Source organism: Candidatus Poribacteria bacterium (genome assembly GCA_009839745.1).
GTDB lineage: Bacteria > Poribacteria > WGA-4E > WGA-4E > WGA-3G > WGA-3G.
Map to the genome: position 1 here is coordinate 1 of VXPE01000116.1, position 23,112 is coordinate 23,112.

Here is a 23,112-nt window from a genome sequence, read left to right on the forward strand (position 1 = left end):
TGTCTATTTCGCTACTATACTCATAACTGCTAAGAAAATGTAAACACTACCTAGGATTTCCAAGAAGAATAATATCTATCTACAGCTAGAGGAGGGGATTGAAGGATGTATTAATTCATCCGAAATAGCATGGACTACACTACCACCTGAGAGCGAAGATTTTTCAAAATTTATCAATATCGATGATGAGATTGAAGCAAAGGTACTCGAGATCTCTAATCATCACAAGCAACTTCCTCTCAGCCTGAAACAGCTGCAACCGAATCCGTGGGAGAATTTGGAGCAAAAGTACTCTATAGGCATGGAAATTACCGGTTGCATTACACACATTCACGATTTTGGCGCACGTGTTAAAATCGATCAACAAGGCATTGAAGGAAGAATTTACAACGAGAACCTTTCTTGGGATCCGAGATCTACCGCGCGCGAACTCCTCAAGAAAGGTGATAAGATTGAAACTGAGGTACTCCGAATTGATGTTTCCAAACAACTTATCCTATTGGGACACAAACAAACTCAGCCGGATCCTTGGGATGAGGTTCCAGAAAAATACAGCGTCGGTTCTGTTGTCCGTGGACAAATTGTTGATCTGACTGATTTTGGTGCATTTGTTGAAATTGAGAAAGGTGTTGAGGGACTAATCCGCATTTCTGAATTAACCGATCAGGAAATTGAAAAACCAGAGGAGGTAGTTTCAATTGACGAAGAGTTAGACGTGAAAGTAATTAGTATATCACCAAAAGATCGAAAAATTCGGCTGAGTATAAAAGCAATAACCGCCGAAAATCTTACGGCTATTACCTACAATGGAGAAAAAGAATTGCCGCAGGTGGTAGAACCGGATATTCTTTTTGCGTGTTCAGCTATGGGATGGAAAACATTGAGAGGTTACATCCAAATCCGGGAAGATGTAAAAAGACAATCCCTATCACCAATTAAAAGTCGGAAAAAAACTCTTAAGGTCTTGGATTCCTTCCTCACTTCAGCGCGGGAGAAGAAGGTTTCTTCATTTGCTGTCACCCGTGCTGGACACGAACTTTATGGTACAATAGAGAACTTTGACTCAGATAAGATTGAGATGCAAGTCAGTCGGGAAATGGTAACTATCTATAGACAGGGTTTAATTGAATTTACAACAATGGAAACACACCAAGGTAAAGTAACGGAGTTTAAAAATAACACCAGACAAGGTCTCATACAATCCAGTGGGCTTCCACGTATTTTTGTATCTATCTCTGATGTTTGTGGCGAAAACACTCTGTCAACGGGGCAGAGCGTCGAATTTGAGATATGTCAAACGTTGAGAGGTTTAGAGGCCCGTAATGTAATCATCATTCAAAATTAAGTGATAACAATAATTCCTTAAAGGCTCTTAACAGATTGAGATTAGTTTTAGAGGGTATGGTACTCTTTGAGACTTCGCTTTCTTGAACTGCCTCGCAAAGCACAAAAGGTACTGGCATCGACAAACTAATCCCAGAAATCGCGACCGAAGGTCACTCCTACAATGATATACCCGGAATCGGAGTGTTTTTTAGCGTTTCACCCTTCTTATACCATTTCTAAAAGTTTATATCGCATTAACCGCACTTGAGTGCACAGAGTCTTTGCGAATGCCACACGCGCATTCGCCAGTCTATGCTACAAGCATGCACAAACTAAAGTTTATGCTACAATTTCAATCAGAAATGGTATTACAAGAGAACTGAATGCCTCTGGCAATTCATCAAACTTTCCTTGACAGTTCGATTTATGCGAGGTATAATTGAGAAAACATATTCACAGAAAGCCGGAACTCAAATATATCCATGAATCGAATTGAGAAAAATTTCAAGAGCTCCGAAACCAAGGCATTTATACCCGATTTTTGGACTGAAAACCATGGAAAAGAAACCATCAGAAACACAGTTTGTGCTTTGCATCGAAAATGGCAGTTGCATGGACTTAGAAAAGCGAAAGCTCTACCAAGTTCTGCCTGATGAAAAAGCGGTTCAGGAGGGATATCTGCGAGGCATTGACGAATCTCAGGAAGACTATATTGTATCCCGAATCTTACTTCATTTACATACTGGACCGTAAAATTAAATCTCTCTCAGCGTCGGCATAAAATCTTCTGGACTAACGATTTGTATGCCCTGATATTTTCCCAAATCCAACAGATGTCTGTCACGACTTATGATATAGTCGGCAGATGCTGCGACAGCACAAGCAATGATCATGTCATCTTTGGGGTCGCGCTCTATGACACGAATCTCCGGTAACTGCCCAACTATTGCGCTAATTTCCCACAGTTGCGTGAGAAAAATGTCCACATCTATGGTAGAGTAGTTATAGCGATTCCGAATATGGTCTTTCTCTAAAAGCACACGGCGGATTTCCTGCAAGATTTCTTCAGTCGTATAAAGATGCACCTTTTCCTGGCATTGATATATGAGTTCAGCAGTCAAACCCGTAGTGAGAAAGGCACTCACTGCAACAACACTATCAAGAACAACGCGAGGTTTTCTTCTCATATTCTTCTTGGCGAAGTTCGGTGACTGCACGCTGGATATCTGCGGAGGCCTCCGCTTCGCTCATACCCCTATTTTTCTCATGGACGCTATCCATAACACGTCGAAGCTCATTCCAAGCCGATGCCTTTGTTCGTTTTGGGCGTAAATCGTTAGTTTTCTTTATCGAAAGGTTAGGCGTAATTACTATTCTCCCCTCTTCAAGTTTTGCTTCTGCAATATCGCCTTTCTTGAGTCCCAAAGTATCCCGAATGTGTTTGGGAATGGTGACTCGACCGTCCTGAAGAATCTTAATGGCTGCCATTTTCGTGCTCCTTTGAATTAATTTTTTCAATATCGTACCTGATTTTGAGAAAAAGTGCAACGAAAAGAGACATTAACCCCAGATTCATCCCGTTTTCGGTTTTCCATGTGTTCTTTCAAGGTTCTATCTCAATTCGCGACGTTCCCACCTGACGCATTGCTATATACAAACACGGAAAACCGCCACAAGAGAACGGAATGGTTCCGACTCGCTGCAAACTTGCCTTGACAATCCGATTTGTGTAAGGTATAATTGAGAAAATATATTCACAGAAAGCCGGAACCCAATTATATCCATGAACCGAATTGACAAAAAATTTCAAGAACTCCGAGACCAAGGTGCCAAGGCATTTATGCCCTACGTCTGTGCCGGAGATCCGAACCCTGAACTTACCTCCAAACTGCTCCTTACACTTGAGGAAGCAGGTGCAGACCTCATCGAACTCGGTATCCCATTTTCTGATCCAATCGCAGATGGTCCCACCGTCCAACGCGCAAGTGAACGCGCACTTACGCATCGCATTTCACTTCAACAAATATTGGAAATGGTGAGAGACCTCCGTAGACAAACGGATATTCCTATTGCTTTGATGGGCTACTATAATCCGATCTTTCGGATGGGAGAGGAGACCTTTTGTAAGGCTGCACAAGCCGCAGGTGTTGATGGTGTTATCGTCCCGGATCTACCGCCGGAGCAGGCACAATCGCTCCTTGAAGTCGCACCGAAGTATAATCTCGCCACGATCTTTCTCGCGGCACCGACAAGTCCGCCGGAACGGATGCAATTGATCGCCTCGGTCAGCACGGGATTTATCTATTGTGTATCGGTAACAGGTGTAACGGGTGCGCGGGCGATGTTGTCAGACGAAATCGCGCCGATGATCGCAGAGCTGCGGAAACATACGGATAAACCGGTCAGCGTCGGTTTTGGTATATCAACACCAGATCAGGCAACGCAGGTCGCGCAGATCGCTGATGGTGTGATTGTTGGGAGTGCCATTGTCAATGTCATTGAAGACAATATGGACAACGAGGCACAATTGCTCGATGCGGTGAAGCAATTCGCCTCAGATTTGACTGCGGGGGTAAAAAGGTAAGGGAGTATTTTACCACTCAAGAACGGGCAATAAATTGCCCTACTACGAACGGATCCCCTTGAAAAACAAAGCAGATTCCGAGACTACATGCCACGCTTGATACCAAACTCCGCCTCAAACGCCTCCCAAATATGTTCCGGGATGTCCGCTGTTGCCGCTTCATATCCGTCTTCTACTTGCGCTTTATCCGCGGGACCGAACATCACAATTCCCTCTATGGGGGCAGCGAGACAAAACTGCATCGCCAGATGCCGGATGTTGACATTGCGTTCCTGACACCATTTCCACATCAAGTATGCTTTGGGTTCAGCGTTGGGGTTACGTCGGCGTTCGTCTTCAACAGTGGGTTCTGCACCGGTCAGACTTCCCATGCCTAATGGACTCGCCAAGATGATACCGACATCGTGTTCGCGTGCCATCGGCAAGGTTGTCTCGGACGCAGATTGAGATAACAGCGTATAATCTAAGAAAGTAAGGACGATATCAATATGTCCGGTTTCGATGAGTTCTTTGTGGAATTCATGAGAGCGGACCCCTGCCCCGATATGTCGAATATGGCCCTCTGCTTTCATCTCCAACAACGTATCCAAGGCACATCCGGGTGCCAGCACGCTCTCCATATCAAGCGGATCGTGGATGAGGACAGAATCAAGGACATCCGTGCGGAGGTTTTTGAGACTGTTTGTGACGCTCCATCGTGTCCCATCTGCGGAGAAATCTTTCCGTCGTTCTGGATGTGTGCCGACCTTCGCCTGCAAATAAACCTTTTCCCGCAATCCATCAGAGAGTGCTTCTCCCCAGAGGTGTTCGGCGTGTCCCGGATAGGTGTCGATATAGTTGATACCAAGTCCAATACCGCGCCGGATTGCACCGATAACTTCAGCATCCGGTTTCTGCCACAACCATGCCGCGCCGAGTGCAAGCGCGTTCGGTCGCATCTCAGTCCGTCCCATTCGTCGAGTTTCTAATTTTGTGGTGGTTTCCATTTTTTAATTATTCCTTGCGGATAAGCGCAGCAGGTTTGGACGTGGGTTACGGCACGCCGGCGCGTGCCTACTATTTTGCGAGTGCTTCTTTTAATTTATGTGTAGATTCGGCGAGTGACTCTTGCAGATACGGGTATGGAAAACCACCCCACCGATCCGGCGGCGGTTCGTCCGCTTGCGCAATCTTCAGATTCACAAAAGTGGGTCCAGTTTCATTCCAGATCGTCGGGAGCGCTTCCGCAAGTGCGTTTGAATCGTCAAATTCATAAACTTGTTTAAAACCGACGCCTGCTGCAATCGCAGTCCAGCTGAAACCTGAGTTGCCAGCAGGCACGGGTTGATTGCCCGTGACTTCGTAAGTGCCGTTATCACAGACGAAAAGCAGATAGTTAGGGGGTGGTGTGTTCAGAGCAGTAATTGTCGCCAATGTCCCTAAGCACATCAACATACTTCCATCACCGTTGAGCACGATCACCTTCTTATCGGATTTAGCAAGTGCGATGCCGAGTGCGAAGTCGGCGGCGTGTCCCATCGCACTACCGACGGAGGCGTAGTCCAAAGGATGTGTCGATATTTTGCCCCAGGGCACTGTGGTTCCCATAGTCGTAACGACAACTTCGTCTGTCCGTTGGTTTGCGATGAGTTGTAGACAGTCTTCCTTGATGAGCATAGTTTCTCCAATTGTAGGAGCGAGTTAGCTTGGGGACCCCCAAAGCAAAACCGCGCTACAGGGGGGGTAACCCCGCCCCTACTCTTCTTCTTTAGGTAAGAATTTGATGTGTGGCGGGGTCTTCAATGCAGTCGTTGTGATTTGAACGTGTTCCGCGAATTCCATCTCGGTCTCAATACCATCTATACCGCCACCCCAGATAGCAAACGTCCGATAATTGAGTCTACCTTCCGCGTCAGGGGTTAGGATAACTGGCAAAAGAGAACTCTCCGATCCCTTGTAATCAGCAATGATGCGTGTGTCGTGTACTTCGCGATACGTGGGTGCAATGAGGGCAACCCCAAGTGTATTTATGTCGCTTGGATCTGTCCCCCAACTCCATATCCACCCCTGTTTTCTGTCCTCTCCATAAGCCTCATTCAGATGTGGGATACCTGTAGCAATAGCATAATCCGTTGTGAGATTACCATCAATATGAATATGATGTTCGATCCACGGATTATCTCCATAGATGAAGGTGGTTAATGTCAATCGGTGGGTCTTATCTTGAATTTTCCATTCTGGTAAGATCCGTTGGACAATAGAACGGATGGAACCATCAGCGAGGATCCGGACGTAATCACCTTCTGTGGGTAATGGGATCATCTCCTGTTTTGCTTTATGCCATAGGGCAATCCCGCCACAACCTATCAGACCCTCAGAACGATTTAGCGCAACCATTTCGGGGGTTTCAGGTTTGAGAAGCGCGTGCAGCGATAAGCCGACCGATTGGACTATATCCAACTGCCCTTCTGTCGTAGTCTCATGCTCAAGACCGGTTTCAATATTGTGTGATTTTCGGATAAAGTAGATTTCTTGCTTTTCAAGATCGCGGACGATCCACTTTTGCTCCGCTTTCTCTATTTCTATTTGGACCTGTTGCGAGAGGGTAATGCCGTTGTTATCGAAGTGGTGTCTGAGTTCCGGTGAGAGCGGTCTTCCGTAATCTAATTCGGGTTGAAACATCGTATCCACGCTGAACAATTCTGCCCGTTTTTTACCATAAGCGATGAAGGCACCGTTCGGTTTTAATAAATACGCAATCAGATTTGATTCCACTGCCGCCACGACGTTGAGTTCGGGAAAGATAGCGGCGCGCGTCTGTTTATTAATATCCAGCGTTAAGGTCGCTTTGACATCTGGATCGTAAAGAATGGAAATCTCTTTTGTCTGCTCAGGCTCCAAATCTAACAGAAAACAGAGTTGATCGAGTTCTCCGTCATAATCCAGATCATCTGCTTGCGATGGAACCATCACTTCTCGCGGGGCTTTTCCGCTAACAACGGAATAGGCTTTAAAGGTGAAATCAGGACTCACTTTTCGGAGTTGCGCTCCGGTCAATACAATCGGAACCCTTTTTCGAGGGAGCGGTAATGTATTTTGGATGGAAAGGCGGATTTTACTAATATTCTGATTGCCGCCGGGCATCGTACAGGCATTGAATATCAACAGTATGCCTAACATAAGCGACAGATAGATCGTTTTTTTAATTTGACCTTGCGGAGAAATTACGGGTATTAAAACTCTCAAGTTACTTCCTCATATCCGCCTGCGCCGGTGTTGCAGGCTTTTAATTTTACCTTGCGGTTAAATAACATTCGTTTGAGCGTTGACGTGCGTTGCTTATATCCGACCTCCGCTACGCTTACGGGCTAACGGATTGAGGACTAAAGAACAACTGATAACCAATAACTGATGATCATTGAATTTACAAGTCTGGTAGCACTTCAAGCAGATGTTCAATCTCAGAGAGCGTGTTATAAAAATGAGGGGAGACCCTGACCCCACTTCCACGTTCAGCTGTAATTATCTTCTCAGCGTGGAGTTTCTCATAAACTTCAGAAGGTGTGTGTCGCTCACTTTCAAAAATAACAATCCCCGCTCGCTCTGTATCTGTTTTCGGTGTGATGACGCGATAGCCTTTGGCTTCCAATCCTTCTGTTAAACGTTTCGTGAGTTCCAAAATGCGCGCCTCAATTGTAGGGATACCGATGTCAAGGAGTAAGTCGATCGCTGCTTTGAGTCCATAAAGTCCGACGCTGTTGTAAGAGCCTTCCTCAAACCGGGTTGCGTCGGGTTTTTGGGTTAAATCGTAGTTGAGAAAATCGCGCGGGTTCACGACACTCGACCAACCAATATTGGTATTGATGAGCCGCTCGCGTTTTTCGTCGGCACAATAGAAGATTGCCGCGCCCTCCGGTGCCAGTAGCCATTTATGTCCATCGGCAGCGAGGATATCAACATTACAAGATTTCACATCCACCTCAATTGCGCCGAGGCTCTGAATAGCGTCAACGATGAACCAAATATTATGTTCTCGGCACAGATCTCCGAGTGCCTGAATATCGTTTCGGAATCCGGAAGCGAACTCTACATGGCTGATTGTCAAAGCACGTGTCCGTGCGTCAATAGCCGAAGCGACATCCTCGATATGAATGCACCCATCTCGCTCCGGCACCATGCGCGTTTGAACACCATAGCGTTCTTTCAAACTCCACCACGGATAAATATTGGCAGGAAATTCAACCGCTGTTGTGACGACATTGTCCCCTTCTTGCCAATCAATACCGTTGGCTGCGATAAGAATACCTTGTGTTGTATTCTTCATAAATGCGATTTCTGTGGTATCGGCATTGATGAGGTGTGCTGCCGCTGCACGACAGATCTCAGCTGTTTCCGCCCATTGCTCGGCGTTTACGGCACCGTTCACAGTGGCATCCTCTATAAAGCCTATCATCGCGTCCTGCACCCGACGCGATAACGGGGCAACCCCGGCATGGTTCATATAGATGTAAGTTTCAGTTACCGGAAATTCATTTTTAATTTTTCCTTGCGGAGAAACAACGTCCGTTTGAATTGTGACGTGCGTCCCTCATATCCGCCCTCCATTTCATTACGGGCTACCTATTTCGGGGGATCTTAAGAGAAACCCTTTTTTAGATGAACCCTCTTTATCTTTTTTCTCACCAGAAACGTAGCCTGCAACAATACGCAGAAATACGCAGAAATACGCAGAAACGCCCAAGCAAAACTTTCTTCGCATTGGATTTCAGCGTTCGCAAAAACACGCAGGCGGATCTACGCAAAGGCATGGCACAGATGAAAACCCACCTCATCGAACCGCAAGGAATAATTAAAAAATTGTGTAGTCTTTTACCCGTTTTGCGTTGGCATAAGTGATGAGCTCACCAAACAAACCGGCGCAGAATACGAAGATACCACCAGCGATAAAAATAGCACCCGGCAGAGAGTTGACAGGTAGTAGGGACTGGGTTACCCAGCCTGTACAGAAGATAACACCGAGCCCGAACAACGCCACACCAACAGGACCAAAAAACCGAATAGGTCTCCGTTTACACTGAACCATAAAAAAACGCGCGAGTGTGCCTAAGGTGGCTGACGCTTTCTTAGCGTGCTGAATTTTGTTCTCAGTTATCCAACCAAGTATCAGTAAGGCTATCGCTAAGCCGAAGCAACTCAGTGCTGCACTGTTAGCATTCCCGAATAAAACACGTCCTAACACAAAGAAAGGTAGACTTAGGAACGCAGCAATTCGGAAGGCTCGCTGCTTCGGACGAAACAGAACATCCGACAATCGCTGTCGCAGTGATGGTTTTTGTGGAGCCGGCCGCGATGTAAAGACAGAGATGATAAACTTGAAGGCGATAATGTCGAGCATCACGCGCCACACTCTCCCAAGTCCGTACTTGCTTTTTCCGAAACGTCGCGGGTGATGCGTGACGACAATTTCTGCGATACGCGCCCCTACCACTGTAGACATCGCAGGGATAAATCGGTGCATCTCTCCATAGAGCGGGACCTGTTTGATAACAGAGGCTCGGTATGCTTTGAGCGAGCATCCGTTGTCGTGTATAGGGACCCCCGTCACCTTGCCAATTATCCAGTTCGCGACGATAGACGGGACACGTCGCGTCAAAAATTTATCCTGTCGTTCTTTGCGCCATCCACACACCAAATCGTAGCCTTCCTCCAATTTCGCGAGCAATTTCGGAATGTCGGCTGGATCGTTTTGTAAATCACCATCCATACTGATGATGCGTTGCCCCTGCGCGAATTCAAAGCCTGCTGCCATTGCTGCTGTTTGTCCGGCATTCTTTTGGAACCGAATGACTGCCAGCTCGGGTTTCTGTTTGCTCAATTCCGAAAGCACGGCGAAGGTCCTATCGCGGCTTCCGTCATCCACGAACAACACTTCATAAGAATCACCGATTGTCTCACATACCGCTTGGATTTTCTCAAACAACAGACGAACGTTTTCTTCTTCGTTGTAAACAGGAACCACGATGGATATAATGGGTTTTCTAACTTTCCTTGCGGTTAAATTATGTGGAATTGGCATTTGACATGCCTTTCTTAAATCCGCTTCGGCACCTTACTACCAATCCGGGGAATTCAGCAAGATCTGATGCGCTTCAATGAGCGAGTCAAAGGTTCCTGCATCAATCCATTTTCCTTGGACCAGACTGTATTCAAGTTCTCCGCGCTGAATATATGCGTTGTTGACAGCGGTTATTTCGTATTCCCCGCGCGCCGAAGGTTCAACTGTGCGGATGATGTCAAACACGGAGGCGTCATAGAAATAGACACCGACGACGGCGTACTCGCTTTTCGGATGCGTCGGTTTCTCTTCTATCGCAACGATATGGCTCCCGTCTAATGTCGCTACGCCGTAACGTTCGGGATCCGATACCTGTTTGAGCAGGACTCGAGCCCCTTGCCGTTGTGCGTGAAAGTCGTTAACGGCTTGCTGAATTGCGGTTTCAAAGATGTTGTCCCCCAACAGAACAGCAATGTTGCCCCCACTGGCGAACCCTTCTGCCAGTGCGAGGGCATGCGCGATGCCTTTGGCTTCCTCTTGCACGCGATAAGTGAGTTCACACCCGAAATCATTTCCACCTCCCAAAACCCTCACGAAGTCTCCGACGTATTGCGGATTCGTCACGATAAGGATATCGGTGACACCTGCAGTCGTGAGTTGTTTGATACTATGAAACACCATCGGCTCGTTGCCTACAGGCAGGAGGTGCTTACTGGTAACTTTAGTGAGTGGATGCAAACGAGTGCCGAGTCCCCCTGCGAGGATTACGCCTTTTAATTTTTCCTTATGCTTAAACATCAGGGGAAACCTCCAATCCGTAAACTTTGGTGATGAGGACTCGGACGTTTTTAATTCTCTGGTCCCCGTCCGGGGAAGGTGAGTTCAGCGACACCGGACTTATCCAGATCGCCCAATCCGGCTTCAATCATCCGATCATACTGTGCCTTCGTCGCCTGCGCCAGCGGGAGAGAAATACCAGCATCGTCTGCCAAGTCGAGAGCGATCCCTGAATCTTTGGAGGCATGGGCAGCTGAGAAATAACATTCATGATCGCGTGCTTCCATGTCTTCTCCGTCGGTTTCCAAGACGCGGGAGTTTGCCCCTGTTTGTGCGAAAACCTCCTGCAACATCGCCAGATCTAATCCGAGGGCATCACCCAAGCCGAGACCTTCAGCGAGGCCTGCGGTATTGATATTCATTACCATATTGACGAGTGCTTTCACTTGTGCTGCTTGACCGGCTTCACCGATGTAACGGAGCGAAATGCTCATTGAATCCAGAATCGCGTGTGCCTTGTCGAAAGTTTCTTTTTTACCGCCGCACATGAGGTAAAGCGTCCCTTCCCGTGCTTGCGTGATACTACTTGCCATACATCCTTCAAGACTCTCTGCCCCATGTTTTGTGGCGAGTTGCTCGATATCTACGTGGACCTGCGGGCTAATCGTTGCGCAGTTAATAAAGACTGTGCCGGATGCCCCTTGCAGCAAGTTGTCCTCTGCAGCATCCGAAAAAATGGTCCGCATCGCCGCATCGTCGGTTACCACAGTGATAATAAAGTCTGAAAGTGCTGTAACTTTCGCGAGTTCTTCGGTTGCTGTTGCGCCGATTTCCGCTGCGAGTTCTTGTGCGCGTTCGGCTGCGACATCGTATACAGCAGTAACATCAAACCCTTCGTCATTGAGATGTCGGGCGATGTTTGCTCCCATTCTGCCTACCCCTACAACACCAATTTTGTAATCTGCCCTATTTTGTGAATCTGCCATGTTTTCCTCCTTGTTACGTTTGACTTCCACATGGAAATATTTATGTTAAACAAATGATTCCACGGTCGGGACGTTCCCCGTTTTGTGTAAACGTAATTCTTGCATATTTGCAGATGTTTGTCAAGTTTTTCCTGTTGATGTTTGTCTGTGCCTGTAGACGTAATCTTCAGGATTTAGGAAAATTCTTGAAAAGAATCGAAACGATTAGAATTTTAAAATTAAAAAAGAATTGACATTTTTTGCAAATTTCGTATAATGTTTAGAAGAATGAACGGGAGCCGGTTAGCTATGTTGTTCTGTCTGAAAACATGCCGGCACATTTCTATTTTCCTAAGGAGGACCCACAATGAACCGTTTCACACACGGCTTCGGTCTCCGAATAGACCGAGCCTATCTTCTCATGCTTGCCTTCGCTTTTCTTATTGGGACGATTAGCGGGTGCGTAGGCGGTGTCAGTATTGTTCCCCTCGGTGCCAAGCTCCAAAACGCCGACAGCGCGTTTGACGAGGCAGAAACTATGGAAGTGCGCGATGATGATCCAGAAAAAATGGAGGAAAATCGCCAGAGGCAACAGGAACTTTACGATAGAGCGATAGCCCTCTACTCAGAGGTCATTGAACGCGATACGAAAGGCAAATGGGCACAGCGTGCACACTACCAGATTGCCAGAGTCTATAAGCGTCGCTACGATTGGAATAAAGCCGTTGAGCATTATCAAGCCATCGTTGCATTAGACCCCACCGGATATTACGCCAATGAAGCGAAAAGTGGTACGGCAAATATTCGAAAGAACCGCGAGGTCATTAAGACGAAGCGGGCTGAATACCAAAACTATAAAGCACTTTACGAGAATTCGCCAACAGATGAGACCTTCAATATCGCGGCAGAGGCACTCTACGAGGTCGCTCGTGCTTATGAAAGTTTAGAGAATTATACGGAAGCCATCCGTAATTACGAACGAATGGTCGAAGAATTTTCTAAGCATCCCAAAGCGCCGCAGGCGCAATTCCAGATCGGTAACGTCTATTTTTATACCCTCTTCGACTATCGGGGTGGCTGGCCGGCTTTTGTCGGGGTTACCGAGAAGTTTCCAGATTCTTACGAGGCATCTCAGGCAGGAACACTCCTGAAGCAGACGAATGAAATTCTGGTAGAGATTAGCTTCCTAATGGATGAAATTAATAAGTTCCGGAATAAGAAAGCGGTCGAATACCAAAAGACCGGACGGAAAATTACCCCTGCTGACATGTGGGTGATGGGATACAGCGATCAGGTCGTTCAAAATTTCCAACAAATTGCGGGTAACTGGGAGAAACTTCGTAACTTCCCGCGTGCTATTAATGCTTACCAGACGTTGGCGAGAGACCTATCGCATAAGAAATTCGCCTCCGCAGATGCCCTGTATCGCACCGGGACTCTCTATCAGCAAAATGGTGAGTACGAACGCGCGATTGAGGCGTATGACAATCTGTTTGAGAACGCCCCGGAATCCGTATGGCGAAATGAAGCTGTTTACCAACAGGCGGTTTGCTTTCGTTCCATCCGTGAATTCGGATCCGCTTATGACGGGTTCAAAGCCTACATGAGCATTACGAAGGGAGATACTCCCTACCTTCGGGAAGCAGAGCAGATCGTCCGTCAGTATGAACTTGACCAAGACGAAGACGGATACAAGTTCTACGAGGAACAGGAAGCAGGGACGTCTGACCAAGATGCCAGCTCTCATCCGGGCATGGGGAGCTAAATCCAAATTTTAGGGAAACCACCCTCCTATACCGGGTTTTCCTACGTCGCTTTAATAGAAGAGTGATCGGTCGTGTGCTGTAGGGCAAGCTCTTTGGGCTTCTTCATCATTCATAAATGTATGAGATGGATGGCTTGGGAACTTGCCTCTACATACACTACCCGATGCCACGTCTGTGCAGGCTTACCCGAAACCCATCCCACGGCGGTACTGACTGATGTCAACAATATTTCGAGAATATCGGAACAATTTCGGACTGTTCTGGCGGGTGATGCTACCCGTTATCATTGTCAGCCTTGCATTCTACAGTGCCTTGTTTCTATTTTCTAAATTATGGATTTCAGAGGCACAATGGACTTTTAGCACATCAGGAGAAATCACGACATTTAGTGGATCAACAGGAACTAATCAGTCTTCCTCGAAACCGATAGGTGTAAAGACAACTGTTGGCTTCAATGGATCTACCTTTGGCATCGGTTTTCTATGGTTGGCAATGTGTCCACTGACCTTTATCATAGTCCATCAATACCGTGGCACAGATGCTACTTCAGGCGAGGCATGGCGACAGACACGTCGCAAGATCGTATCTGTTTTGGGGATATGGGTCTTATTCGAGCTACTCGTTATAGCGGCATTTTTTACCATTGTCATACCCATCTTGACTGGGTTCTCTCAAGTTTTTATACCGTATGTACCGGTAGCACCTTCTACGCCGATTCTGTTGCTGATGATCGTTGGTATTCCCGCGTTTTATTTTCTGGTAAAATGGAGCCTCTACAACCAAGGAATCATTATTGAGAATCTATCGGCGATCACTGCGCTGCGCCGCAGTAGTGAACTTGTGCGTGGGAAATGGAAGCAGTTTTTTGGTATGTATCTGTTGCTTGTTTGGGGGACAATGGTGCTTACCACCGTAATCCTCTGTTTAACGTTGCTACTGCTTTCTGTCGTTGCACCTGAATTTGTGCCCTTACGTGAGATCCTACTATCAGAGACATTCTTCGATCTCTTTTTTGGCGTTCAGGCCCAAATAACCTTACAGCATACCCCTGTTTGGGCAATCGCGGTGATGGTCGTTGTAAACGTATTGATAGACGCTATATTAGCACCTATCTGGGCACTCCTGACAACACATCTCTACATAGAACGGGCAAGGATTTAGCAGAACGCCGTCTCGCATTAGAGAAAGAGTTGTACGCGGGAACGTTCCTCCGGTGGTAAGTGACCGAAAACCTTTTGTCGGATAAGTTCTGGTGTATAACGACGGGAAAAGTGAGTCAGGACGATATGCTCGCTTTCAACCTCTGCCAGAATTGAGGGTAACATCTCAAGATGCAGATGCATCGTCCGTTTCGCACGCACTCGATGCTCGGGTAGGATGAATGTGCATTCGCAAATTAAGACTTTGCACTGCCTGAGTAATGGATGCGCATCAAGGGGAATACTCCGTGTATCTCCTAAGTAGGCGATCAAGGGCAATTGCACCTCTGTTGTTATCTCGACCCCTGAACGTTTCAGTTCTGCGATGTCACGCCCTGACAAATGCTGAAACTCGGGTTTGAGTTTCTTGCGCACCTCGCAAATCAGATAAGAAACGGCAGGCACACTGTGGTCGCTTGGCAAAACATGTGCGACTAAATTTTGTCGAAATGGAATCTCATCGCCCACCCGAACCGGCGTAATTTGATATGCCCAACTCCTGCCGGTATCCAATGCGGAGATCCTATCAAGAATGTGCATCAGTTGCTTAGACCCGCTCCAAGGGACGTAGATGTTCCCGGGTGGTATGCCCGCAAGCCAACGTTGACTGATGTAGATGGGCAATCCAAAGTAATGATCGAGGTGGAAATGGGAAATGAAAACGTTGCCGATGCCGATAAAATTCATCGGACATCTGCCTAAATCGAAAACGAGATCCAGTTCTTTGACCCGAACGTAAGTCGCAACGGCGGAACTGGATTTTCCCTCAAGTGTTAAATTACCACAATGCAATAATGCCATTTTTTTAACTATGGCCTCCTGGACTGCGCTCCAAATGTAAAGCTAAGACAAATTATGCCCCGTATGTCTAAAGTAGGCATAATTTCATTACGCGCAGGTTCTTGGTATAATACAAAATCCGTAGCCCGAAACGAAGTGGAGGGCAACTCTATAGAAAGGCACATCAAGTACACAACCGACTTGATGACTCCGCAAGGAATAATTAAAAATGCGTATCGGAATTATTGGCGGCAGCGGTTTTTATCAGATGGAAGGCTTAACAGATGTCGAAGAAATCAGGGTCGACACCCCGTTCGGTGAACCGAGCGATGCACTTATTCTGGGTAACCTTGATGGAAAGCCCGTCGTTTTTCTACCGCGGCACGGTGTTGGTCATCGGCTCCTTCCCTCTGAGATTAATGTCCGAGCGAATATTTATGCCTTAAAATCGTTAGGTGTTGAGTGGCTGATCTCTGTCAGTGCCGTCGGAAGCCTACGGCAAGATATTGAACCGCGCCATTTCGTTGTGCCGGATCAACTCTACGATCATACCAAAGACCGAAAATCCACCTTTTTCGGCGACGGTATCGCTGCCCACGTCAGCCTTGCCCATCCTTTTTCTCCAGAACTCAGTTCCCTTTTAGCCGCAGCGGCTACAGAAATCGGGGCCTCCGTGCATAATGGCGGCACCTATATCTGTATGGAAGGACCGGCATTTTCTACACAGGCAGAGTCTGAACTCTACCGACACCTCGGGTTTGACATCATTGGAATGACCGCTGCGCCGGAAGCGAAACTCGCCCGTGAAGCTGAAATCTGCTACGCGGTCCTCGCCTGTTGCACCGATTACGATTGTTGGCACCCTGAACACGATAACGTGACAACAGAGATGATCCTTGACAATGTCCGTTTTAATGTAGAAACTTCCAAAAAGACGGTAAGGGCTGCTGTCGCTCAGATTCCTGAAGGTGAACGGAGCTGCCCCTGTTCAACCGCCCTGCAATTCGCGATCGCTACCGACCCCGATAAGATACCAACAGCGAAGCGGCACGAATTAAAACTCCTGTTGGACAAGTACTTGACGTAACGTCTCAAAAATTCTGTCCGCCTCTGCTTCTGTGAGAATCAGGGGCGGTGCAATGTAAATGATATTTTCCGGTTCGTCGACAGCGTGTCCGATTTTCCCGACGATGATCCCCCCTGTATCAAAGTCTCGTAACTGACTCACAATTCGATTGGTCGTTGCCGTTTCCAGGTGCGTCCCATCGGCTTGAACAAATTCCACCGCTATCATTAACCCTTTGCCACGCACATCACCGACAATCGGTAAGTCCCGCAACGTCTCCAATTTCGAGAGCAGATGTGCCCCCACCTTCTCCGAATTTTCCCAGAGCCGTTCCCTTTGAAGAATCTCAAGGTTCGCAATACCAGCGGCACATGCGACTGGATGTCCGCCGTAGGTACAGACCTGAGCGAATTCTTTGTTCTCGTCGGATTCACCGAGGAACGCATTGAAGACCTCTGTTGAGGCGACGCATGCACCAAGGGGTAGATAACCGCTCGTGAGCCCCTTCGCGAGTGTAATAAGGTCGGGCTGGACATCCCAGTGCTCACAGGCAAACATCTTTCCTGTGCGTCCGAAACCGGTGATGACCTCGTCAAGGATCAGCAACAAACCGTAGTCGTCACAGATCTGCCTCAATTTTGGGAGATAGTCATCTGGCGGGATAATCACACCACCGCCCCCGATGATAGGCTCAGCAATGACAGCAATGACTGTTTCGGGACCCTCCCACCGAATTATCCGTTCAATCTCATCAGCACACTCAGTGCCACAAGATGGATAGTCTAATCCAATCGGACATCGGTGGCAGTAGGGTGGATGCGCGTGTATAAACCCTGGAACGAGTGGCTCAAAAGCCTTGCGTCTGCGTGCCTGTCCTGTCGCTGACAAGGCACCATACGTAAATCCGTGGTAACCCCGATACCGACTGATGATCTTGTACCGATTCTCACCCGGATAGGTTTGTCTGCCGTATTGCCGTGCCATCTTGATGGCGGTTTCATTTGCCTCCGAACCGCTGTTGGAGAAAAAGACATGGTTCAAATCACCCGGAAGACACGCAGCGAGCTGCTCCGCTAACATCGTGGCAGGGACGTTAATCTGCGAGTGCGGATAGTAAGGCAACTGCTGTATCTGTGCATAGACTGCGTCGGCAATCTCTTGTCTACCATAACCCACATTGACGTTCCAGAGTGCCGAGTACGCGTCCAAGTACTCGCGACCTTCTGCGTCCACAAGCGTCGTTCCGTGTGCGGATTCAAAAACGACTAACGTTGTTTCTTCAAGGCGTTGATGCTGAAACAGAGGATGCCACACGTGCGCCTTATCGGTTTTTCTATAATCTATCATATTTTTAATTTCACTGATTTCTAAGTGATTTCTGCCTGTTAATCAACTGCTTTTGCCCTACGTGTTTTCTCTGATTGCCGCGCCTTGAATCGCCTTTCAAAGTCTTTTAACTTTGCACAGCAACTGCACTTTTTAGATTGCGATTTTGCGACTCGTGCGTCCTTTCCCTCTACGCTTCCTGAAACCGAAGGCGATGCAAACCAAAAATAGCCGCCTATGACAAAAATAACCACCAATACACCCATACAAAGGAATTTCCTCATTCTTTTTCATACCCTCCTATTCCAAAGCTTCTGCGATTTCAAACGCAATGATAAACGCTGCTGGGTCTTCGCCTTCAGCTTCAAGCTCTTTACCAAGTTCAGACCAAAAGAGAATATCTGCCTCAAGTTCAGCAATGTGTTGCTTGGTAGAGTTGTTATCTTTTGCGATTTGCAACTCCAAATTTAGCATTTCCAACGTGTCAGGGATATTCGATTGACCTGCCAAATCCATTTTTACGCTGAGTATCGCGGCTTGAATTGCGAGAGGGTGCCCGTAGTGCATCCAATTGTAGTACTCGATATACGCATTCAAAGCCGCATTGGGATATGTGTTTTTTAATTTCATATACCGCTTATGCGCTTTTCTGGATTGCTCCCAGCGAACAGTCCAGTCGGCATGCTTATACAGATTTTGTCGTGTCTCTGCTTCTATATCCGCGTAATCTTGTTCTGTAAGTGCTTGTTCTGCGCTGTAATCATCACCGCCACAGCCGACTTGACACCCCAAGATGACACTCATTGCTATAACCATCATGTAAAATACTAAACACTTCATGGTATGTCTCCTGGTGGGGCTGCTGCGAAGCAAACAACTTCGCAGCAGCGCGCTCGCGTCGATTAATCGCAAGCACCGGTATGGTAGAATGGATTAAAGTGCCATTTAACGTCGCACTTCTTCGTGTACTTGATGCGAGGTTCTCTCTGTTTGACTCTACCCCAAATTGTCGGACCATTTTCCACCGGTTCCCACACCTCTATCTTAATATTTCTGCAATTGCATTCATGTCTTATTGAGGCATCCGTCAGCGTTAAACAAACAACGAAACTATTCATCCAGAAAAAACACCTATTTTCAAACGTGATAAATACGCATTTAGTGATACCATCTCTAAAAGTTTATATCGCATTAACCGAGATATTCATCCAGACCCCAGTAGGTGCGGTTTCCTAACCGCACTGGGCGTAACTCAAAACAGTATTCCTTTTTAAGAAGAATCATCAATCAGAATTGGTATGAGAATGAGATTGTACAGGTAATCATACGCCGCAATCGCACGATCCTTTTCGACTTGGGGGCTGGCGTTGATTTCCGGTGTATCCACACCGAGCAGTTCCTTTAGGTAGGCCGGAAACTGCAAGTTCATAACCGTCTACATAGATGTCGGGGCAGAAATACCCAGCAACGTCAAGCCATTTTTCAATACCCTTTGCACGCTCTGTATCAGAATGAGTCGTGCATCCGTTTTTTCCATGTCTTCTGTATCAAGAACCCGGTGTTGGTTGTAGTACGGATGAAAAATCCCTGCGAGTTCATGTAGGTAATGCACAACGCGATGCGCTTCCCGTGACTCCGCGCTCAAAAGCACGACTGATGGGAATTCAGCTAATTTCCGTATCAATTCATGTTCCATCGGCTCTGTGAGCCGTTTGAGAGAGACGACTTCAATAGACTTAGCGGTGATTCCTTGTTCAGCTCCCTGTTCGAAGATGCTGCAACACCGGGCATGGGCGTATTGGATGTAGAAAACAGGATTCTCACTGGCATGCGTGACTGCCAATTCCATATTGAAATCGAGATGGGTATTGTTGGCACGCATGAGGAAGAAATAGCGAGCGACATCTACCGCAAATTGTTCGCCGACGGTCGCTGCGAGTTCGTCAATGAGGTCATCAAGGGTCAAAAACTGTCCGCGACGTTTTGACATATCCGACCGCTTGCCCTCTGCATCGACGCGGTTCACCTGTTGAATGATGAAAATTTCGAGCCAATCGTCAGGTAAACCGAGTGCCTTTACAAAATTTTTGAGACGACTGATATGTCCTTGGTGATCCGGTCCGAGCAGATCAATAACCGTGGTGAAACCTCTGTCAAATTTATCGCGGTGATATGCGGCATCTGGTACAAAATAGGTATATTCCCCGTTGCTTCGGACAACAACACAGTCCTTATCGTCCCCAAAATCTGTCATCCGAAACCATGTCGCGCCTTCCGCTTCGTAGAGATACGCCTTATCTCGAAAGAGTTCAATTATTTCCTCTGGTTTCCCACTTTCACGGATCGCTTTTTCACTCGACCAGACATCGAAATCGACACCAAAACGTTCCAAAGATTTTTTTTGTTGCGCCAAGATGTGGGCAATGCCTTTATCCCGGAAAGCTGCCACCCGTTCTTCTGGCTCAAGTTGAAGATGGACATCGCCTTCCGTCTCAGCGATAGTCTGAGCGAACTCCCGAAGGTATTCTCCTTGATACCCGCCCTCTGGAATTTCTAATCCCTCTTCACCGAGTGTTTGTCGGTAACGGACATCTATCGATTCGCCGAGGCGTTCGACCTGCCCACCGGCATCATTAACGTAGTATTCCCGGACGGCGTTGTAACCTATCGCCTTTAGGAGATTGACGAGGGTATCCCCGACTGCAGCGGCACGTCCACTAACGATGTTAAGGGGTCCTGTGGGATTGGCACTGACAAACTCAATTTGAAGCCGTCTTCCTTCTCCCTTGTTGCAGGTTCCATATCCTTCCTGCATCGTGGCGATTGTTTGGAGTGTGTCGTAAAGATAGTTATCGGCGAGGTGAATATTGATGAAGCCAGCACCGGCAATGTCAATTTGGCGGATGGTTGGATGGGCATCAAGATTGATATGTGAGACAATTATCTCAGCTATTTTGCGCGGTGCCATCCGTGCCTGTTTTGCGAGGCCGAGGGCAACAGGTGTAGCGATGTCCCCGTGTTCAGGCGTTTTGGTCGGTGAGAACGGGATCTTTGGCACTTCGGGTATAGTGAGTTCCCCGGTGGCAACGGCTTCCTGGATCGCACTTTCTATTATATCGTAGATTTCTGCTTTAATTGTATCCATCATGAACAAGTCCAATTATGTATTCGTTAACTTTCCTTGTGAGATTGGGCGTTTTGTCTAACAACAGAATTATATCACAATAGAGAGTGTGTGTCAAATATTCCTGTGGAGCCATTGTGTAAAGTGTTTGACAATCATCTGAATCGCGGATTATCGCGGATGATACAGATTTCGCGGATTTTTCATTCGCGAGGTTGTTATCTGATGTTGCATTTTAAGAGTAGAGGATTTATACTTAAGAAGGAAATGCTCCGAATTTAGTAGAAAGGAAGTGTATCAATGCGAGTACTCATCATGTCAGATATGGAAGGCATCAGCGGTATCGTCGTGTGGGAGCAGGTGAACGGTGGCGCGGCGATGTTTGAGGAAGGACGACACCTCTACACAGAGGAGATCAACGCTGCCGTGCGTGGTGCGAAAGCCGCAGGTGCGACAGAAGTTGTCGTCGTAGATTGCCACGGGGCAGGACAAGGATGGACCTTTAATTCACTCATTCCTGACAAAATCCATCCGGATTGTGAGTGGGTGGCGCATCATGGGTGGGGACGCTACGAAGATATGTGGGAGGACGGTTGTGATGCGTGCTTGCTCATCGGTATGCATGCCCGCAACGGCACACCTGACGGTGTGTTATGCCATACGATTTCCAGCGTGCAGTATCGGAACCTTTGGTTCAATGATGACCTTGTCGGCGAGACGGGTGTGAACGCCGCACTCAATGGTGCCTATAGGGTCCCAATCGCACTGGTTACAGGCGACGCGGCAGTCTGCCGAGAAGCCAAAGAACTCCTCGGCGAGGCACTGCCCACAGTCGCGGTTAAACAGGGATTAAGTCGATACAGTGCGAGACAACTTCCACCGGTGCGTGCCCGCCAATTGATCGAGGACGCAGCGAGGAATGCTCTCACAGATTTAACACGGGTGAAGCCTTACGTTCCTGATATCCCAACGACAATCAAAATTGAACTCTCCAGCGTTGATAAACTCGCGGAATTCAAGGGACGCGCAGGCGTTGAAATAACGGGTCCCGTCACCGTTGAAAGCCGAGCGAAAGATTGGCTGACGGCGTGGAACCAGTTCTGGCCCCATGTCTAAGATTCGTCAAGAACATCGAGCGGATCACCGGAGGCATCCGCACGTTCTAAAATTTCGACCTCGTAGCCGTCCGGATCGGTGACGAATGCCATTTTCATTCCACCCGATGTGAATTGTTCGCGCCACTCATCGGGCCAAATTTCCAGCCCTGCTTTCTCTAACCCGTCGCAAAATTCGACAATATCTGGAACCCCGATAGCAAAATGCATCAGATCCTCTTGAACCTGAAGATCGAAGTCAGGTGAATAGGTTAACTCTAATGTATGTGCGTTGCCCGGGAGTTCGAGATGCACGATCTGGTTGCCCGCCGGAGATTTATCGCTCCGACTCAGGACTTTAAACCCCATGTGGTCACAATACCAATTGATGGAACCGTCAAGATCGCTCACGCGAACCCGTGTATGTAAAAAAACTGCCATGTGAGTCTCCTTTGTAAGAGTTGTCAAGGCACCCACTGCCTAAAGGCAGGGGCTTGTGCTTCATAGCAGTCAGCCTTCCGAAGAAGGTCTTACGTCTGCTCCACATGCAGGGAGTTCGCCACCAAATCGTTTTGATGGTTTATCGTGAATTCTTAACCACGTCCAGGCAGCCCCGCTGTTTGTTTTCGCTTCGTCGTGGGTTGGCTCTGATTCCACCCGCTTTACAGCCTCTCTTTCTACCGAGAACGCCGATGCGACACGTCCGGAGACGTCGGGATTTTGTCCACTGCGATATTTTTAATGGAAGCTATCCATTATCTTTGTAGTGAAACGGTGTGATTTTACTCAATGCGGCACCGTGAACATTTTATGATATTCAGCATATGTTTTTGATTATCCGCTTCCGTTATACATTTTGTTAAGAAAGATGGCAGACACATCACTGGGAAGTGATGCTTAACATGTCTGCCAACGGATATAGATATTAAACCACAATTTACTGAGAATGTCAAGTGTTTTTTTCAAAAAAACGTCTTAGCCTTACGCACGAGGGCGGATTTTCCTCCCCAACCTAAAGGTCTTACTGTTACCCACAAGTTTTTTGTGGTGTATGTCGCTGGGGGTTCTAAG

The 23,112-nt window shown here is 47.5% G+C and carries 20 protein-coding genes and 1 pseudogene; 7 read left to right on the top strand and 14 right to left on the bottom strand.

The genetic code is table 11. From position 1 onward, the window contains the following. Positions 1-301: 301 nt before the first annotated feature. Both F4X88_18200 and F4X88_18205 read left to right on the top strand, forming a co-directional pair. Positions 302-1,345 carry a S1 RNA-binding domain-containing protein gene (locus F4X88_18200; GenBank protein ID MYA58220.1) on the top strand — a complete coding sequence of 348 codons (1,044 nt, stop codon included), beginning with the start codon at positions 302-304 and terminating at the stop codon, positions 1,343-1,345. A gap of 536 nt (positions 1,346-1,881) precedes the next feature. Next, a pseudogene (locus F4X88_18205) lies at positions 1,882-2,107 on the top strand (hypothetical protein). Here F4X88_18205 and F4X88_18210 read toward each other — a convergent pair. Then, positions 2,082-2,513, bottom strand: a complete 432-nt coding sequence (locus tag F4X88_18210) for a putative toxin-antitoxin system toxin component, PIN family (GenBank protein MYA58221.1) — start codon at positions 2,511-2,513, stop codon at positions 2,082-2,084. The pseudogene F4X88_18205 and the gene F4X88_18210 sit on opposite strands and share 26 nt — an antisense overlap. Next, a complete protein-coding gene (locus F4X88_18215; GenBank protein ID MYA58222.1) occupies positions 2,485-2,814 on the bottom strand; it encodes an AbrB/MazE/SpoVT family DNA-binding domain-containing protein in 330 nt (109 codons plus the stop codon). The genes F4X88_18210 and F4X88_18215 overlap by 29 nt, the downstream gene beginning before the upstream one ends. Positions 2,815-3,109: 295 nt before the next feature. Between F4X88_18215 and F4X88_18220 the strand changes: the two genes are divergently transcribed. Further along, the gene (locus F4X88_18220) at positions 3,110-3,910 is read left to right on the top strand and encodes a tryptophan synthase subunit alpha (GenBank protein MYA58223.1); all 801 of its coding nucleotides are present in this window, start codon (positions 3,110-3,112) and stop codon (positions 3,908-3,910) included. Positions 3,911-3,993: 83 nt separating this feature from the next. Here F4X88_18220 and F4X88_18225 read toward each other — a convergent pair whose 3' ends face one another. The 7 genes from F4X88_18225 to F4X88_18255 form a co-directional block, all read right to left on the bottom strand. After that, on the bottom strand, positions 3,994-4,896 hold the full coding sequence (locus tag F4X88_18225; GenBank protein MYA58224.1) for an aldo/keto reductase: 903 nt from the start codon (positions 4,894-4,896) through the stop codon (positions 3,994-3,996). A gap of 70 nt (positions 4,897-4,966) precedes the next feature. Next, the gene (locus tag F4X88_18230; protein ID MYA58225.1) at positions 4,967-5,566 is read right to left on the bottom strand and encodes a hypothetical protein; all 600 of its coding nucleotides are present in this window, start codon (positions 5,564-5,566) and stop codon (positions 4,967-4,969) included. A 78-nt stretch (positions 5,567-5,644) separates the two neighbouring features. After that, the gene (locus F4X88_18235; protein ID MYA58226.1) at positions 5,645-7,135 is read right to left on the bottom strand and encodes a DUF4861 domain-containing protein; all 1,491 of its coding nucleotides are present in this window, start codon (positions 7,133-7,135) and stop codon (positions 5,645-5,647) included. Between the two features lie 178 nt (positions 7,136-7,313). After that, entirely contained in the window at positions 7,314-8,390 is a 1,077-nt protein-coding gene (locus F4X88_18240; protein MYA58227.1) for an aminotransferase class V-fold PLP-dependent enzyme, read from the bottom strand. A gap of 348 nt (positions 8,391-8,738) precedes the next feature. Next, the gene (locus tag F4X88_18245) at positions 8,739-9,965 is read right to left on the bottom strand and encodes a glycosyltransferase family 2 protein (GenBank protein MYA58228.1); all 1,227 of its coding nucleotides are present in this window, start codon (positions 9,963-9,965) and stop codon (positions 8,739-8,741) included. Positions 9,966-10,001: 36 nt separating this feature from the next. Further along, positions 10,002-10,742 carry an NTP transferase domain-containing protein gene (locus F4X88_18250; GenBank protein MYA58229.1) on the bottom strand — a complete coding sequence of 247 codons (741 nt, stop codon included), beginning with the start codon at positions 10,740-10,742 and terminating at the stop codon, positions 10,002-10,004. Positions 10,743-10,792: 50 nt separating this feature from the next. Further along, positions 10,793-11,707 (bottom strand): NAD(P)-dependent oxidoreductase, encoded by a 915-nt coding sequence (locus tag F4X88_18255; protein MYA58230.1) that lies wholly within the window; start codon positions 11,705-11,707, stop codon positions 10,793-10,795. 346 nt (positions 11,708-12,053) lie between these two features. On the opposite strand from F4X88_18255, the gene F4X88_18260 reads away from it, so the two are divergent. Both F4X88_18260 and F4X88_18265 read left to right on the top strand, forming a co-directional pair. Further along, positions 12,054-13,451, top strand: a complete 1,398-nt coding sequence (locus tag F4X88_18260) for a tetratricopeptide repeat protein (GenBank protein ID MYA58231.1) — start codon at positions 12,054-12,056, stop codon at positions 13,449-13,451. A 217-nt stretch (positions 13,452-13,668) separates the two neighbouring features. After that, positions 13,669-14,613: a hypothetical protein gene (locus F4X88_18265; protein ID MYA58232.1), complete on the top strand. Its 945-nt coding sequence runs from the start codon at positions 13,669-13,671 to the stop codon at positions 14,611-14,613. A gap of 17 nt (positions 14,614-14,630) precedes the next feature. Here the strand turns inward: F4X88_18265 and F4X88_18270 are convergent, their stop codons facing one another. Next, entirely contained in the window at positions 14,631-15,452 is an 822-nt protein-coding gene (locus F4X88_18270) for a metal-dependent hydrolase (GenBank protein MYA58233.1), read from the bottom strand. A gap of 208 nt (positions 15,453-15,660) precedes the next feature. Between F4X88_18270 and mtnP the strand changes: the two genes are divergently transcribed. Continuing rightward, complete coding sequence (gene mtnP / locus F4X88_18275; protein MYA58234.1) at positions 15,661-16,518, top strand: S-methyl-5'-thioadenosine phosphorylase; 858 nt, start codon at positions 15,661-15,663, stop codon at positions 16,516-16,518. On the opposite strand, the gene F4X88_18280 is transcribed toward mtnP, so the two are convergent. The 3 genes from F4X88_18280 to F4X88_18290 form a co-directional block, all read right to left on the bottom strand. Beyond that, positions 16,486-17,844 carry an aminotransferase class III-fold pyridoxal phosphate-dependent enzyme gene (locus F4X88_18280; protein MYA58235.1) on the bottom strand — a complete coding sequence of 453 codons (1,359 nt, stop codon included), beginning with the start codon at positions 17,842-17,844 and terminating at the stop codon, positions 16,486-16,488. The genes mtnP and F4X88_18280 overlap by 33 nt on opposite strands. A 279-nt stretch (positions 17,845-18,123) precedes the next feature. Next, positions 18,124-18,663 carry a hypothetical protein gene (locus F4X88_18285; GenBank protein ID MYA58236.1) on the bottom strand — a complete coding sequence of 180 codons (540 nt, stop codon included), beginning with the start codon at positions 18,661-18,663 and terminating at the stop codon, positions 18,124-18,126. A gap of 595 nt (positions 18,664-19,258) precedes the next feature. After that, entirely contained in the window at positions 19,259-20,971 is a 1,713-nt protein-coding gene (locus F4X88_18290) for an arginine--tRNA ligase (protein MYA58237.1), read from the bottom strand. A 276-nt stretch (positions 20,972-21,247) separates the two neighbouring features. Between F4X88_18290 and F4X88_18295 the strand changes: the two genes are divergently transcribed. Further along, positions 21,248-22,063 (top strand): M55 family metallopeptidase, encoded by an 816-nt coding sequence (locus F4X88_18295; GenBank protein MYA58238.1) that lies wholly within the window; start codon positions 21,248-21,250, stop codon positions 22,061-22,063. Here F4X88_18295 and F4X88_18300 read toward each other — a convergent pair. Then, positions 22,060-22,482: a VOC family protein gene (locus F4X88_18300; GenBank protein ID MYA58239.1), complete on the bottom strand. Its 423-nt coding sequence runs from the start codon at positions 22,480-22,482 to the stop codon at positions 22,060-22,062. The two genes, F4X88_18295 and F4X88_18300, sit on opposite strands and share 4 nt — an antisense overlap. Between the last annotated feature and the right edge of the window lie 630 nt (positions 22,483-23,112).